Origin of the sequence: Lactobacillus helsingborgensis (genome assembly GCF_003173695.1) — a bacterium.
Taxonomy (GTDB): Bacteria; Bacillota; Bacilli; order Lactobacillales; family Lactobacillaceae; genus Lactobacillus; species Lactobacillus helsingborgensis.
Genome location: NZ_CP029544.1, coordinates 579549 through 595019 on the forward strand (window position 1 = coordinate 579549; position 15471 = coordinate 595019).

17 protein-coding genes are annotated in these 15471 nt (G+C 36.5%); 11 read left to right on the forward strand and 6 right to left on the reverse strand.

The window, feature by feature from the left end; translation table 11 throughout:
- Window positions 1-15 precede the first annotated feature (15 nt).
- A complete protein-coding gene (locus tag DLD54_RS02920; RefSeq protein WP_109918162.1) occupies window positions 16-300 on the reverse strand; it encodes a hypothetical protein in 285 nt (94 codons plus the stop codon).
- Window positions 301-370: 70 nt separating this feature from the next.
- Here DLD54_RS02920 and DLD54_RS02925 point away from each other — a divergent pair, with 70 nt between their 5' ends.
- Window positions 371-1327, forward strand: a complete 957-nt coding sequence (locus DLD54_RS02925; protein WP_109918163.1) for an alpha/beta hydrolase — start codon at window positions 371-373, stop codon at window positions 1325-1327.
- A gap of 231 nt (window positions 1328-1558) precedes the next feature.
- On the opposite strand, the gene rlmD is transcribed toward DLD54_RS02925, so the two are convergent.
- On the reverse strand, window positions 1559-2935 hold the full coding sequence (rlmD, locus tag DLD54_RS02930) for a 23S rRNA (uracil(1939)-C(5))-methyltransferase RlmD (RefSeq protein ID WP_109918164.1): 1377 nt from the start codon (window positions 2933-2935) through the stop codon (window positions 1559-1561).
- A 122-nt stretch (window positions 2936-3057) separates the two neighbouring features.
- Here rlmD and recX point away from each other — a divergent pair, with 122 nt between their 5' ends.
- Window positions 3058-3873 (forward strand): recombination regulator RecX, encoded by an 816-nt coding sequence (gene recX, locus DLD54_RS02935; protein WP_109918165.1) that lies wholly within the window; start codon window positions 3058-3060, stop codon window positions 3871-3873.
- 8 nt (window positions 3874-3881) lie between these two features.
- Entirely contained in the window at window positions 3882-4361 is a 480-nt protein-coding gene (locus DLD54_RS02940; RefSeq protein WP_109918166.1) for a hypothetical protein, read from the forward strand.
- Window positions 4362-4364: 3 nt separating this feature from the next.
- On the opposite strand, the gene DLD54_RS02945 is transcribed toward DLD54_RS02940, so the two are convergent.
- Complete coding sequence (locus DLD54_RS02945; RefSeq protein WP_046326887.1) at window positions 4365-4826, reverse strand: hypothetical protein; 462 nt, start codon at window positions 4824-4826, stop codon at window positions 4365-4367.
- Window positions 4827-4925: 99 nt separating this feature from the next.
- On the opposite strand from DLD54_RS02945, the gene DLD54_RS02950 reads away from it, so the two are divergent.
- Both DLD54_RS02950 and DLD54_RS02955 read left to right on the forward strand, forming a co-directional pair.
- Window positions 4926-5798, forward strand: a complete 873-nt coding sequence (locus DLD54_RS02950) for a hemolysin family protein (protein ID WP_046326888.1) — start codon at window positions 4926-4928, stop codon at window positions 5796-5798.
- Window positions 5798-7369, forward strand: a complete 1572-nt coding sequence (locus DLD54_RS02955; RefSeq protein WP_046326889.1) for a peptide chain release factor 3 — start codon at window positions 5798-5800, stop codon at window positions 7367-7369. Before DLD54_RS02950 ends, DLD54_RS02955 begins: the two co-directional genes overlap by 1 nt.
- 28 nt (window positions 7370-7397) lie before the next feature.
- Here the strand turns inward: DLD54_RS02955 and DLD54_RS02960 are convergent, their stop codons facing one another.
- Together DLD54_RS02960 and DLD54_RS02965 are read right to left on the reverse strand one after the other, a co-directional pair.
- Window positions 7398-7679 (reverse strand): DUF1827 family protein, encoded by a 282-nt coding sequence (locus DLD54_RS02960; protein ID WP_046326895.1) that lies wholly within the window; start codon window positions 7677-7679, stop codon window positions 7398-7400.
- A 128-nt stretch (window positions 7680-7807) separates the two neighbouring features.
- Window positions 7808-10009, reverse strand: a complete 2202-nt coding sequence (locus DLD54_RS02965; RefSeq protein ID WP_109918167.1) for an ATP-dependent Clp protease ATP-binding subunit — start codon at window positions 10007-10009, stop codon at window positions 7808-7810.
- Between the two features lie 173 nt (window positions 10010-10182).
- Between DLD54_RS02965 and DLD54_RS02970 the strand changes: the two genes are divergently transcribed.
- The 6 genes from DLD54_RS02970 to DLD54_RS02995 all read left to right on the forward strand — a co-directional run bounded on the left by DLD54_RS02970 (window position 10183) and on the right by DLD54_RS02995 (window position 14811).
- The gene (locus DLD54_RS02970) at window positions 10183-10365 is read left to right on the forward strand and encodes a hypothetical protein (RefSeq protein WP_109918168.1); all 183 of its coding nucleotides are present in this window, start codon (window positions 10183-10185) and stop codon (window positions 10363-10365) included.
- A gap of 113 nt (window positions 10366-10478) precedes the next feature.
- The gene (locus DLD54_RS02975) at window positions 10479-10745 is read left to right on the forward strand and encodes a phosphocarrier protein HPr (RefSeq protein WP_034977366.1); all 267 of its coding nucleotides are present in this window, start codon (window positions 10479-10481) and stop codon (window positions 10743-10745) included.
- A complete protein-coding gene (gene ptsP, locus DLD54_RS02980; protein WP_109918169.1) occupies window positions 10745-12478 on the forward strand; it encodes a phosphoenolpyruvate--protein phosphotransferase in 1734 nt (577 codons plus the stop codon). The genes DLD54_RS02975 and ptsP overlap by 1 nt, the downstream gene beginning before the upstream one ends.
- Window positions 12479-12682: 204 nt before the next feature.
- Window positions 12683-13081, forward strand: coding sequence for a transcriptional regulator SpxA (spxA, locus tag DLD54_RS02985; protein WP_038521818.1), 399 nt, complete (start codon window positions 12683-12685; stop codon window positions 13079-13081).
- A 107-nt stretch (window positions 13082-13188) separates the two neighbouring features.
- Complete coding sequence (locus DLD54_RS02990; RefSeq protein ID WP_109918170.1) at window positions 13189-13896, forward strand: adaptor protein MecA; 708 nt, start codon at window positions 13189-13191, stop codon at window positions 13894-13896.
- Between the two features lie 75 nt (window positions 13897-13971).
- Window positions 13972-14811, forward strand: a complete 840-nt coding sequence (locus DLD54_RS02995; RefSeq protein ID WP_109918171.1) for a competence protein CoiA family protein — start codon at window positions 13972-13974, stop codon at window positions 14809-14811.
- On the opposite strand, the gene DLD54_RS03000 is transcribed toward DLD54_RS02995, so the two are convergent.
- Entirely contained in the window at window positions 14797-15417 is a 621-nt protein-coding gene (locus DLD54_RS03000; RefSeq protein WP_046326899.1) for a DsbA family protein, read from the reverse strand. The two genes, DLD54_RS02995 and DLD54_RS03000, sit on opposite strands and share 15 nt — an antisense overlap.
- Window positions 15418-15471: the final 54 nt, after the last annotated feature.

A 15471-nucleotide genomic window follows, 5' to 3' on the forward strand; every position in this document is an offset into this window, starting at 1 on the left:
TTTTAGCAGCTTTTTTTAAGTTAGTCTAATGGCATTTTGACTGGTCATAATTTGTATCCCATAAACTGAAATTTTTTGGTCATTCTGACTTATGTATATGGTAATACTACGACCATGAATATTTTGTACCAATTTAATAAATTTGTCTTTGGTTAGGGGCTTCTTGCCCGGAATAAATAGGCAAGCTGTACTGGTAATCTTTACTTTTGCCAGCGGAATTGCCTTTTGGTCAATAGTTAGGTACAAGTTAGTTTGGTTATTTAAATCGTTGGTTAATTGTAAAAAGTCAGTTAATCGCATTTTATTATTCCTATACAAATTAAAAATGTTATACTATAAGATATTATTTTAGTAAGGACGGCTTAACTAATTGAAAAAATTAAAACATAAAAAGTTGTGGGTGTCATTAATTGTTATTATCTTACTAGTATGTTTGCTATTTACGGGAGCTGGCTACTACTTTTTCACAGTAGCATGTGTTCCTGGTGAAAAAAGCTTTTTATCGTCATCAAGCAAGGTGATCAAGAAATCAGACCCACTTTACCGTGAAAAAATCTGGTTTAAGAAAACCGCAAAAGAAAAGTGGTACATGACTTCGGCTGACGGTAAATATAAGTTAGATGCTAATTATATTCCTCATAAGAATTCTAGTAAAACAGCTATTGTTTTGCCGGGTTATATGGATACCAAAGAAGATATGGGTGAATATGATGCCTTGTTTCACGAATTGGGCTACAATACTTTAACACCTGATCCGCGGGCCCAAGGCAAGAGTGAAGGAAATTATATCGGTTATGGTTGGCCAGAAAAAGATGATGTCAAGAAGTGGATTAATTATTTGTTGCAAAAGACTGGTAAGCAGCAACAAATTGTAGTTTATGGCTTGAGCATGGGTGCGGCAACTGCCATGATGACCAGTGGTCTGAAACTGCCTCAGCAAGTTAAAGTATTTATTGAAGACTGCGGCTATACTAGTGTTAAAGACGAAATTGAACACGAGGCAGGAGTTTTATACAATATGCCTGCCTTTCCACGTTTTCCTTTAGTTGAGATTTTAAGCGGCATTAATAGGCTGAAAGTTGGCTACTTTATGGGTAATGCCTCCAGCGTAAACCAATTAAATAAAAATCATCGGCCAATGCTCTTTATTCATGGCAGTCGTGACAATTTTGTACCTACTAGAATGGTCTATCCTAATTATAAGGCTACTAAGGGGCCAAAGGAAATATGGGTTGCACCCAAAGCTAAACACGCCAAGTCATTTTCAAAGCATCCCAAAGAATACAAAAAACGGGTTGCAACATTTTTAGCTAAATATATCAAATAGATTACGCTTTATGCTTGCTAGCGCTTACATGTATCTGTTAAGATAAACGTGTGGTTAAGGTTATCATATTTTCTATCTCCATAATTTGTTTGTTGTCTAATCTTAAATGGCAAGCTCAAAAAAGTTTATTTAGTTTTATACAAATGATTATTTGCTTAAAATCGCGAATTTTAAACATTTAAACCTAATCCACTAAAAAATAGTTGTCGCAATTTGCGGCAACTATTTCATTTATCTTAAAGTTAACTTAACAACACATTCACAGCGCGGTGTTTGCGGCAACATGTCTACATTTTCTATTAGCCTGACATTATAGGCCTCGCTTAATAAAACTAAATCCTGCGCCAAAGTGGAAGGGTTGCAAGAGATGTAAACAAAGGTTTTAGGCTTAACCTTCAATAAGGTTTTGATTAAGCTTTTAGCTAAGCCGGTACGTGGGGGATCGACAATTAATGCGTCAATTGGCACGCCATTGTTGGCTAATTCAGGTAAAATCTTTTCTACACTGCCCTGAATGTAATTAGCATTTTTAATATGGTTGAGTTCCACATTATGGTTTGCATCAGCAACTGCCTCAGGGATGGTTTCAATACCAATAACCTGCTTGACCTGATCAGCTGCTAAAATTCCCAGTGTGCCGACACCACTATAAGCATCAATCAGAGTTTCTTCAGGCGTTAGATCTAAGAATTTGAGCGCTCTTGAATAAAGGGTAATGGTTTGTACTGGATTTAATTGGAAGAAAGCTCGTGGTGACAATGCAAATTTTTTACCGAGAATTTCATCAGTAATCTGATTTTTGCCGGCCAATTTAGTGGTTTTGTTGCCCCAGACTTGCGGATTACGCCAGTCAGTTTCATTTTGATAAACACTGACTACGTTAGGAAGCTGCATAATTTCTTGGGCCAGCTGACTTAGACTTTTAATACTGTGACCGACAGTAATTAGTGTTACCTGAATTTCACGGGTAGCATGTGCTTGACGCACCACGATTGTTTTAAGACCATCAAAATGCAGGTAAGGATCAGCTATTTTAATGTGCATCTTCTCTACCAGATTTTTGATTTTGCGCTCAGTTTCTTGAGTGTCTTTATTTTGAGTGGGCATTTCCGGCAAATCAAACAGTTGGTGTGAATTGGGGGCAAAAAGACCTAAGTTTATTTGACCGTGATTTTGTTCAATTTGATATTGCGCTTTGTTGCGATATTGCCATTCTTCAGGTGCAGGAATAGTCTTTTTAACTTTATATTTGTTATAACCGCGGGGATGGTATTTTTTAAGAGCTTCTAGAACATTATCTCTTTTAAATTCAAGTTGTTTTGGATAAGCTAAATGAGCAAGTTCCAGTCCGCCAATTGCGGGGTCAACATTATTAGGGAAAGCAACTCTATCTGGGCTTTTCTCCTTAATACGTACCAGTTCAGCATCAATGTAGCGCGGATATTCTTTAATAATCTTGGCTACTACCACTTCGCTTGGTAAAGCACCTGGTATAAAAATGATTTTCTTGCGGTAATAACCAATTCCTTCACCATTAATACCAAGTCTTTTGATGGTAATAATAATATCTTTATCTTTTTGTTTCTTTTGATTAAAATTCTTGTACATAGTTTTCTTTCTACAATAAAATAGTAAATGTTAACAATTTATTGTACTCCCAGAAAAAAGTATTTAGCAAGAATGAGCAAAATTTGCTAGCATGGAGTTGATGAGTAGAAAGGTAAATTATTATGCCAATTATTACTAAAGTTAGCAGTCAAAAAAGACCTGAACGCTACAACATCTTTTTAGATGGCACATACTCTTTTTCTGCCAGTGAACAAACAGTGGCTGAGTTTATGCTCTTGAAGGGTCAGGAATTAACTGAAGAACAAATTGTGGCAATTAAACAGTTTGATGCCGGTGCAAAGGCAACTAATATAGCGACAAATTATTTAAGTTATGAACCCAGAACGGTTTTTGAGGTTTTGCAATACCTTAATAAACACGACATTGACAATGAGTCGGCGCAAGCAGCGGTCAGTCAGCTAACAGAAATGGGCTTTTTGGACGACGCCAAGTACGCCCAATTATTGGTTAGACAAAATTTGCGCATTGGTACTGATGGACCAATTAGTATCAGTAATAAGTTGAGGCAGAAGGGCATTGCTCCGGAAATAATTGACAATACTTTAGCTGAAATAGCTGATGATGACTGGTTTAAGCCGGGTGAGAAGGTCCTTAAATCTATGAAAAGTAAAGTGGGGAAATTTTCCAGGCGCGAGCTTGAACGTAAAATGACAGCCAAGTTATTAAGTCATGGCTTTTCTAGTGCTCTTGCCAGTGAAATAATTGCTCAAATTAATTTATCGCAAAATGACGAAGATCAAATAGAAGCATTAAAAAAGCAGGGGATAAAGGCGTATAAACGGTTTCGTCGTTTGCCTGAAGGCCAGAAACAAAACAAAATACGCAACTATTTATTTACTCACGGCTTTACCACTAGCGAAATTGATGCTTTTCTAGCTGGTGAGATTATTTCCTTAGCTGAATTAGATGAATATTAGGAGATTTTATGAAAAAACTGCAAAAAAAAGTAACTTTTGTTGGACGCCCTTTTCCGGACCAATTAATGGATGAACAGAAAACTTTCACCGAATCAAATATGGCAATGGAACAAGACCAGACTTTTCTGAATTTTATTGCCCAGAATAATTTAAATAATACTCGCAGTAGTTTGGTGGTTTTTGGTCCTGAAAATTTTATGTACTGGTACGGAGTAATTGCGCCAAACGAGATTGAGGTTCCGCGAGGATTAATGAAATTTGTGCTGCCTGAAACCCAAGTAGCAGTTGAGGAAAAGGATAATCAGAATATTTCTTTTTTTAGTCAACCCTTAAATATAGTAATTTCACAATTTTTAGCTACTGTGGCAGATACAGGAATTAAAATTTATCAAAATCCCGGCGATAGTTTAACCCCTTATGTTTTGCAAAATTTAGATTTAAAGACAAAAAAACTGACCCAAGAACTATATCTTGAAGACGATCTTTAACAGTTAGTGTTGTTTAGGATCAATTGACAGGTTGTCATACTCAACATAAGCGCCCAGACAAGTTGATAAAAGCATTACCAGCATCACAATTCCCACAGATTTACCCACTATTTGATCTAGGGTTAAAAATTCACGCACGACAAAAGTGGCTGCAAAACAAAGAATAAAATCTAAGATTACATTGGCAACTTGTAGAAAATAGCGCCGTCTAATACTGAAAAAGCGTAATAATTGTTTTAACAAGCCATCATCTATTTCAACGGCTAACAAGTCAACTGGTCTTTGAATCGTGGCTTTGATGGCAAACATTATTAAAGCTCCGACTATAGCGCCAATGGTAGTGCGGAAAAGATCGGCTGAATGCAAAACAAGAGCATCGTAGCCAATGCCAATAATAGTTAAACTACATAAATAAGGAATTAAAAGTAGGAACGTAAAAACAAGTATGACATGACTTTTTTTCATGGTAAAACCTCATTTCTTACGTGCTATTCTAACATATTGTTTGTGTACATGATATAATGTTGATATTTAATACGTTATTTTAAGAAAGAGAGCAAAAAAATGACTAGCGACCCTGAGAAGGGGAATTTATTTGAGCGTTTCAGAAATAAATTTTCCCCTACAAATGATGAAGAAACAAGAGAACATTTAATTTCAGAAATTGAAGATTTACATCAGCAGAAAAAAATCAATGATAATGAATTTTCAATGTTAAATGCAGTTTTGGATTTTCAGGGACGGATGGTACGTGAAGTAATGGTTCCGCGAATTGATGCTTTTATGGTTGATTGCCAGGAGAGTTTGCAGGATCATCTTAAGGAAATACTGCGTGAACCATATTCCAGAATACCGGTTTATCAACACGATAAGGATAAAATAGTAGGCATCATTCATATTCGGACGGTTTTGCGTAAAGCTTGGGAGAAGGGCTTTGACAAAATTACTTATGATGACGTTATGAATCCACCCCTCTTTGCTCCAGAGACAACTGAACTTAGTGATTTGTTGTTTGAAATGCAGCAGACGCAGCAGCAATTGGCTATTTTGACGGATGAGTATGGTGGTGTGGTTGGTATTGCTACAATAGAAGATATTATTGAAGAAATAGTCGGTAATATTGATGACGAAGTAGACCAAACCGAAGTTTTGGTACACCAGATTGCCCCTAATAAGTATGTCATTTATGGTAAAATGCCTCTTGATGAATTTAATGAAGAATTTGGTACAGATCTGGAAATGGAAAATGTAGATACCATTGCAGGTTATATGATTACCAAATTAGGCATAATTCCAGCCAAAGGAGAAAAATTAGCGGTTAAATTGGATAACGGCATGGTTTTGACAACTAGAAGGATGATGCGTTCAAGACTGATGACTGTTTTACTAACTATACCTGAGGAAAAACCGAAGAAGAAAGAAGAACAAAATACTTAATGAGTAATGAACTATTAGATAAGGTTAAAAAAAGAAGAACATTTGCTATTATATCGCACCCGGATGCAGGGAAAACTACGATAACGGAGCAAATGCTTCTTTTTGGTGGCGTAATTCGTAGTGCAGGAACTGTTAAAGCTCGTAAAACTGGTCACTATGCGACTAGTGATTGGATGGAAATCGAAAAGCAACGTGGTATTTCCGTTACCAGTTCAGTTATGCAGTTTGAGTATCAGGGAAAAAGAATTAATATTCTCGATACTCCCGGGCACGAAGATTTTTCCGAAGATACTTATCGGACCTTAATGGCGGTCGATTCCGCGGTTATGGTCATTGATTCGGCTAAAGGTATTGAACCGCAAACCAAAAAATTATTTAAGGTGGTTAAGCAAAGAGGAATTCCGATCTTTACTTTCATGAATAAGCTAGATCGTGACGGCAGACCGCCACTTGATTTGATTGCTGAACTTGAGGACCTGTTAGGTATCGAGGGCGTAGCCATGAATTGGCCGATTGGTTCTGGTCAAACGTTGGAAGGCTTGTATGATATTGCCAACAACCAAATTGAAATGTACCACAAAGATGGACCTGACCGCTTTTTAGCACTTAATAAAGAGGGTAAGTTACCTGCTAGTGAACCATTTAGTCAAAATCCGCAGTTTCAGGATACTCTGGGAGAAATCGAATTAATTAAAGAAGCTGGTAACCAGTTTGATCTTGCTAAAATTGTTAAAGGAGATCAGACCCCAGTATTTTTTGGCTCTGCCTTAACTAATTTTGGAGTTGAAACATTTTTAAAGAGCTTTGTCAAGCTTGCACCTTCACCTGCCAGCCATGAAGTTAATGATAACGAAAATTTAGCCCCAGATGATCAAGATTTCTCCGGTTTTGTCTTTAAAATTCAAGCTAATATGAACCCTCATCACCGTGATCGTATTGCATTTGTCCGTATTGGTAGCGGTGAATTTAAAAAGGGACTAGATGTTACTTTGGCTCGTACGGGTAAACCGATTCGCTTGAACAATGCAACTGAATTTATGTCAAGTGAAAGAATGCAGGTTTCGGATGCCGTGGCAGGTGACATTGTCGGATTATATGATACGGGTAATTTTCAAATTGGTGATAGTATTTATGCTGGTAAGCGCAAGATTGTTTACCCTCCGCTACCGGAATTTACACCGGAGTTATTCGTCAGAGTCACTGCCAAAAATGTGATGAAGCAGAAGTCGTTTCATAAGGGAATGGTGCAACTGGTTCAAGAAGGAGCCATTCAGTTATACCAAAATTATCAGACTGATGAATATATTTTAGGTGCTGTGGGACAACTGCAATTTGAAGTTTTTAAATTTAGGATGAAGAATGAATATAATTCCGATGTGGAGATGACAAATATTGGTCACAGAGTTGCACGTTGGATTGATCCTGATCAGCTTGATCCCGCTATGGCTAATAGCCGTAACCTTTTGGTCAAAGATCGCTACGGTCAACCATTATTCTTATTTGAAAACCAATTTGCTGAGCGCTTCTTCCGGGATAAGTATCCTGACGTGAAATTAACAGAAAAGCTCTAAATAAAAAACTGGCATTAAGCCAGTTTTTTTATTTATCAATGTGAATTTCAATTACATGTTGACTTTTGTCAAAAGTTAAAACATAGGAAGGATTTTTTTGTTTAACTAATCGTTCAATTACAAATTCTGTTTCATCTTTACGGACGCGTCGATTGTGGTTTTCCAAGACAATCCCGATAGCTTTATCACTTTCGGTGTATATAACAGAGGTATTGCCTAGAGAATATACTTTAACATAATTTACATTAGTGGTATTTAGTTGACTATGAACAAGGTCCCGATAACTATTGGTTACATCTATCAAATGCATGGATTTCACCCGTTTCTTCTAGTAGCTCTTTTTTATTTTAGTATACAACTAATCATAACTTTTTTCTTTAATAAAAAGCATGATTATCATAATTTGCAATAATCATGCTTAGTGAAAAATTAATTTAACTAATTATTTTCGGTGTTAGCCTCGGTATCACCGGTATTTTCATCATTACTAATCACAATTTTGCCATCAGCTACGCTAGCTAATAAGCGCTTAGCTGCAGGATGATCCAGTTTATAGTCTGCCACTTTGTCTTCAATTTCTTCTTGAATAGTTCTCCTAAGAGGTCTTGCACCCATAGCTGGGTTATAACCTTCTTCGACCAATTTGTTCTTTGCTTCATCGCTAACAGTAATCTGTAAACCTTGGTTTTTAACCATATCGTTGACTTCTGTTAACATCAAATTGACAATTTTTACTAAGTCTTCCTTAGTTAATTCGTTAAATTCGATTACATCATCCAGACGGTTGAGAAATTCCGGCTTAAAGAACTGGCTCATTGAACTTCTTGCTGAATCAGGCTTATCATTAGCATTTTCAGCAGTAAAGCCGACACTGGTATTTTTAATACCCTGACCCGCGTTAGAAGTCATGATGATAATAGTATCTTTAAATGAAACCGTTCTTCCCTGTGAATCAGTTAAACGACCGTCATCAAGTATTTGTAAGAACAAATTCATAACAGCAGGATCAGCTTTTTCGATTTCGTCAAGCAGTATTAGGCTGTATGGGTGACGACGTACTCGTTCAGTAAGTTGTCCAGCTTCTTCATAACCAACATAACCCGGAGCAGAACCGATCAATTTAGAAACAGAGTATGACTCCATGTATTCAGACATATCAAACCGAATTAAAGCATTTTCTGAACCAAACATTTGTTTAGCCAGTTGTTTGGCAAGTTCGGTTTTACCAACTCCCGTTGGTCCTACAAAGAGGAAGGAGCCGATTGGTCTACCAGATTTGTTAAAACCGATCCGATTCCGGCGAATTGCCCGCGCCAACTTGTCAACGGCTTTGTCTTGACCGATAACATGCGCTTTAAGATTTGGTGCCAAGTTTTGTAACTGATTTTCTTCCTGCTTTTGCAAATCGCCAACAGGGATACCAGTCTTTTCTTCGACAATCTTGTTCATAATCTTACTGGTGATTACCGGAGATTTATCTGGATCAACTTTTTGATCCTTCATTTTATTATATTTTTCAATTTGGTCGCGGTAATATGCGGCCTTTTCGTAGTCTTCATTCTTTAATGATTCCTGCTTTAATTTTTGCGCTGCTTCAATCCGTTCCTTCATTTTTTCTTTATCAACATAAGGAATGGTTAAATTCATTCGTGAACCAGCTTCATCGAGTAAGTCAATGGCTTTATCAGGTAAAAACCGGTCTTGAATGTAACGCTCAGACAATTCTGCAGCAGCTTTGATCGCATCATCGGTATAGTGAACGTGATGATAATCTTCGTAACGCTTTTGAATGCCCTTTAAAATACGGATGGTTTCAGCTACTGACGGTTCTTTGACATCAACAGGTTGGAAACGTCTGGCTAAAGCAGAATCTTTTTCAATTTCGCGATATTCTTTTAAAGTGGTAGCGCCAACAAGTTGTAAGTCACCACGAGCGAGGGCAGGTTTAATGATGTTGCCGGCATCCATTCCGCCTTCGGCATTGCCAGCACCAACGATTTCATGAATCTCATCAATAAAGAGAATAATATCATCATGGCCTTGTACTTCTTTAAGTAGTTGCTGCATACGCTGTTCAAATTGACCACGAATACCTGTACCTTGAACTAAAGAAACTACATTTAGTGATATGATTCTTTTATCTTGTAGCTTGGCAGGTACCGAGCCATCGACAATTTGTTGGGCCAAGCCTTCGACTACAGCTGTTTTACCGACACCGGCTTCACCAATTAAGACTGGGTTGTTTTTAGTTCTGCGGTTCAGAATTTCTATCACGCGCGCAATTTCTTTATCACGGCCAATTACTGGATCGATTTTGCCTTTTCTTGCTAGAGCGGTTAGATCTGTTCCGTACTGATCAAGCAGTGACCGACCACCGCCAGCACCATTATTGCCGTTAGCGTTGCCCGGACCACCAGTACTCATTCTAGGATCCCCTGGGTTACCAGCGTTGCCATTATAGTTGAAGAAATCGCTGAGATCGCCGAAGAAGCCGTTATTGTCATTGTTCATATTAATATTTCCTTGTTGTTTAAGTTGTTGATAACATTGTCCACATAAATTAATTTCTCGACGCTGTCCATTAACTTCTGCAAAAAGGTGAATGGAGGCTGGTCGTTTTTGACAATTTTGACAAAGCAATTATATTACCGCCTTTCATATCAATTTACTAAATTATATAATTAGCACTCGCAATAATCAAGTGCTAAAACTTATTTCTTATTATTTGTAAGTAGCCTAAATATGATAAAATAATTCTAGGCAAAATCAAAAAATTGCTTTAATGATATCGGTTTAAAAAAAGCGGTGGTAAAATGGATTATCAAAAAATTTTAGAGCAGTTGGCAAATGGGGAACTTGATCATTACGAAGTTGGCCCGCAAAATGCTTTTGAATTTCAAGCTGCACTAAGGTCTTTTGGCAAAAGGCAAAATATAACCGGAAAGGCTTTGAGGGGCGGTAAAATAATTTATTCGCAAACCAAGACTGAAGTTTAATGATGTAAACTGTTACATTTATGTTGTCTAATTCACAAAAAAATGATAGTCTAAGTAGGCGAATAGGTATTTACTACCGGTTTGATTTTTTGAATTCAAAGGAGATATATATAATGGAAAAACGCGATTTTCATGTTGTTGCAGAAACAGGTATTCATGCTCGTCCAGCTACATTGCTAGTACAAGCTGCTTCTAAGTTTGGTTCAGATATCAACTTGGAATACAATGGTAAATCAGTTAACTTAAAGTCAATCATGGGTGTTATGTCACTTGGTGTTGGTAAGAATGCTGATGTTACTATCAGTGCTGATGGTGATGATGAAAAAGATGCAATCAATGCTATTTCTGAAACAATGAAAAAAGAGGGTTTGGCTGAATAATGACCAAGACATTAAAAGGAATTGCTGCAAGTGATGGCATTGCTGTAGCACCAGCTTATCTCTTGGTTGAACCAGATCTTTCATTCACCAAAGCCACAGTTAGTGATGTTGATAGTGAATTAGCTCGTTATAAAGAAGCAATTTCAGTTTCTACTGCTGAAGTTGAAAAAATTCGCGATAGTGCGAAGAAGAGTTTAGGTGAAGATGAAGCTCAAGTCTTTGAAGCTCACTTAATGATTCTAAATGATCCTGAGTTTACGGGTGCAATTGAAAATGAAATTAAGGAGCAGAAGGTTAATAGTGAAGCTGCTCTTGATGAAACTGCGCAAAAATTCATTACAATTTTTGAAGGCATGACTGATAACGAATACATGCAGCAGCGTGCAGCTGATGTGCGCGATGTTTCTAAGAGAATCATGGCTCACTTACTGGGTAAAGAATTACCAAATCCAGCTTCTATTGACCATGAAGTTGTAGTGGTTGCTCACGACTTAACCCCTAGTGATACGGCTCAATTAAATAAGAAATACGTTAAGGGCTTTGTTACAGACATTGGTGGTAGAACTGCGCACTCAGCAATTATGGCACGTTCTTTGGAATTGCCAGCAGTTGTCGGTACAGATTCTATTACCAAAGATGTTCAAAATGGTGAGACTGTTGCAGTTAACGGTCTTAATGGTGACGTGATTGTAGATCCAACTGATAGTCAAATCGCTGATTATAAGCAAAAGAGTGCTGATTTCTTAAAGCAAAAGGCTGAATGGGAAAAATTAAAGAATGAACCTTCTGTCACAGCTGATGGCAAGAAGTTCACAATTGCTGCTAATATTGGTACACCAAATGATATGCAGGGTGTAAACGATAATGGTGCTGAAGCCGTTGGATTATACAGAACTGAGTTCTTGTATATGGATTCAAAAGACTTCCCGACCGAAGACGAACAATTTGAAGCCTACAAGGAAGTTATTGAAGGAATGCACGGTAAACAAGTTATTATCAGAACCATGGATATTGGTGGCGATAAGCATCTTGACTACTGGGATTTGCCAGATGAAATGAACCCATTCTTAGGTGTGCGTGCTATTAGACTTTCACTTCAAAATGAAGAAATCTTCCGTACACAACTAAGAGCTCTTTTGCGCGCATCAGCTTATGGTAAGTTGGGAATTATGTTCCCAATGATTGGTACTTTAGGCGAATTACGCAAGGCTAAAGCAATTTTGACAGAGGAGCAAGAAAAATTAGCAGCTAAAGGCGTTAAAATGGGTTCTGACTTAGAAGTTGGAATGATGATTGAAGTTCCTGCCGCTGCTGTTTTAGCTGATCAACTTGCTAAAGAAGTTGATTTCTTCTCAATCGGTACTAATGACTTGATCCAATACACAATGGCTGCCGACCGTGGCAATGATAATGTTTCTTATCTTTACCAACCAGCCAACCCATCAGTTTTACGCTTAATTAAGCACACAATTGATGCAGCTCATGAAAATGGCATTTGGTGTGGCATGTGTGGTGAAGCAGCTGGAGACAGCACAATGTTCCCAATCCTGCTTTCAATGGGATTAGACGAATATTCAATGAGTGCTACTTCAATTTTGCGCATTAGAAGTTTAATGAAGAAGTTGAACACTAATGATATTAAGGAATTAGCTAATAAAGCTTGTTACGTTTCAGAAACTGCTGAAGAAAATGAGCAGTTAGTTAGTGACTTAATGAAAAAAGTGGACAAATAAATATTGATTAAAAAAAGGATACATTCATAAAAATTTAATGTGTCCTTTTTTAATTTCTTTAATCTTTCTTGGTAAAAAAGTCATAGAATATTCACTTTTAAAAATTACCATAAAATTATAGTTAGTTATGGAAAATCTACTTACAAAAAAGAAGTAGTATGCTATAATAATTTAGAAGACTAATTCTGAAGGAGCGTGAAATATATGGTCAATTTATATATATCTCCGAGCTGTACATCATGCCGTAAAGCAAAGGCTTGGCTAAAAAAACATGACATTCCTTTTAAGGAAAGAAATATTTTTTCTGAGCCTTTAACTAAAGAAGAGCTTTTACAAATTTTACGTATGACCGAAAATGGTACTGAAGAAATTATTTCTACGCGTTCAAGAGCATTTCAACAATTAAAAGTAAATCTTGATGACTTGTCAATCGATCAACTACTTGACTTGGTTGAAAAGAATCCAAGTCTTTTAAGACGTCCAATAATTATGGATGACCGTCGACTTCAAGTTGGCTATAACGAAGACGAGATCAGACGCTTTTTACCTAGAAAAGTCCGTCGTCTTGAACTTGAAGAAATGCAAAAAATTGCAGATCTATAAAATTCATGAAAGTTTAAAATAAAAGCGTTAGTTTTTAAACTAACGCTTTTATTTTATTGGGAAAGTACGCTACAATAGAACAAAGAACCTGATGGAGGTGAGAACTCATGCAAGTAGATCATATTAACGACAACACAATTCGCGTGAGAATAGGTAAAAAAGAACTGGCTAATCGTGGACTTAAAGTTTTAGATTTACTGGGCGATAAAAATAAAATTCAACATTTCTTTTATTCGATTTTGGACGAAATAGATACTGATCACTCATTTAGTCAGGATGCGCCGGTTACTTTTCAAGTAATGCCTAATAATGGTGGACTTGATTTACTTATCACCAAAGTAACAGATAAAGATCGGAATAATTTAGCCCAATTATTTGATAATGATACCGCTAATAATGGGAAGAACAATCAAGATTCACGGAGATCTTTTCTTGATCTGGAAAATGAAGACGAAGGAAATAGTGAAGAAGATACTTCTTCTACTCCTAAGGGTAAGAAGGAATTTTGGAAGTTACAAAAGAAACAGGGATATTGTTTCAACGATCTTAATCAAGTAGTGGAACTGGCTGATAGTCTGTTAGCTGCTGATTTAGAATCCAGTCTTTACTTTGAACGAGGAAAATTTTACCTTGAACTGACCTTTACTGATACTGATTATGCAGAAATCAAACCTGCCGACGCATGGGCGATTGCAAATGAATATGGTATTAAGGTTAAAGCAAATGAAATGGCTCGCGTACGTATCAATGGTAAACAGATAATTGCACATGATGCTTTAGGTTGCTTGCGCCATTATTTTAGCAAAATTAAATAGAAAATATTTTTAATTAGATAGAAGGGCAAGAATTAATTCTTGCCTTTTTTGCGTACTTATTTTTAGGTGATAAAAATGTACGCAGCTCTGTTGAATAATGTCTTAGTATTAGCTGTTGATGAAGCGCAAAAGCAGCAAAATAAAAATTTAAGTCAAAAATATTTCTGTCCGCATTGTCAAAGAGAAGTGCAGTTGATAATCAAAAAAGGGGGGTCTTATTTTAAGCATCTTGCCCAAGTGATTAACATGTCTGGGGAAAATAAAGAACATGCTCTAAGTAAAGAACTGCTTTATACAGCTCTTAGAAAAACGCATTTTGATGCACAAATAGAAGCTAGTTTAGCAAATGGGCAATTGCGTGCTGATATTTTGGCCAGTCCAAAACTCGCTTTTGAAATTCAATGTGCTCCTCTTAATAAATCAGAATTTCGTCACCGCCACTTGCTTTACCGGCATTTAGGGGTGAAAGATATTTGGATTGTAGGTAAGAGGCACTATTTGGAACAAAATTTAAAAAAGTCGCAACTTATCTTTTTTCGCAATAATCAAGCATGGCGAGATTATTATTTGGAAATTAATCCGCAGCAAGAAATATTGCGCCTTAAATATAACGTCTTATTAGAACCCGTTACGAATAAACTTCATTATCAAATACAGGTTTTTAATTTAAATCCAGTTGGATTAAGAAATTTATGGCACTTTCAGCCAAATTTACAAAAATACCAGATAAACGCTCAAAAGCAAAAAGAGTACCTGCAATTACAACTTGCGCAAAAAAGTTTAAAAGGCATGCAAATAGCAGAAAAATTATACAAAAAGCGGCAAACCATTGAAGATTTGCCGTCCTGGGTTTTTCAAAATTTTCGCGCTGTTAACACTTGTGATAATGTCACTAAGTATTTAAATCAAACGTAAGTGTCTAATAGGATAGTAATTTTTTTCTTCTTCATTGATACAGCCGTTGCTTTTAAAAAGCTTAACTAGTTTATCATGAGCTAATATTCCTTCCAGCATGATCCCGCTGTAATTACCACTTTCATTGAAAATAATTGTAGTAGGTATATTTCTTACATTAAATTTACGAACTAATTTTTTGTCTTGGAAAATTGAATCGTCAATATAGTGGGCAATCCTGCGATCATTTATACGATTAAAATTTAAGTTAAGGTCACTAGCAACTTGTCTGGGCAAATCTGCAGAGTATTTATTAAAATCTTCGCTCATTGCTCTTTGCAAGGCAACTAAATAAGCACGTGCCTTTTTGTTACCGTATTCAAGTTTAATTGCATGATAATGACGTAGCGCCTGAAAAGACGCAATAGTATATTGCGGTATATCAGTAATTCTTTGACCAGCTTTTTTTCTTCTAATGATGTCTTCTTTAATAACTTTAGCATTTATTACGGGAACAAAATGGTAAGAAGAATTAATATTGAGTTCATCAATTGCATCTTTAATTAATGTCTCTGTGTTGTAGCAATAAATGCCAACAGGATTCACAAAGAGAAAAATCTCAAACATGATCAGGCTCCTCCAAAACTGATTATTATGTACAACTCTATCAAATACCTATCC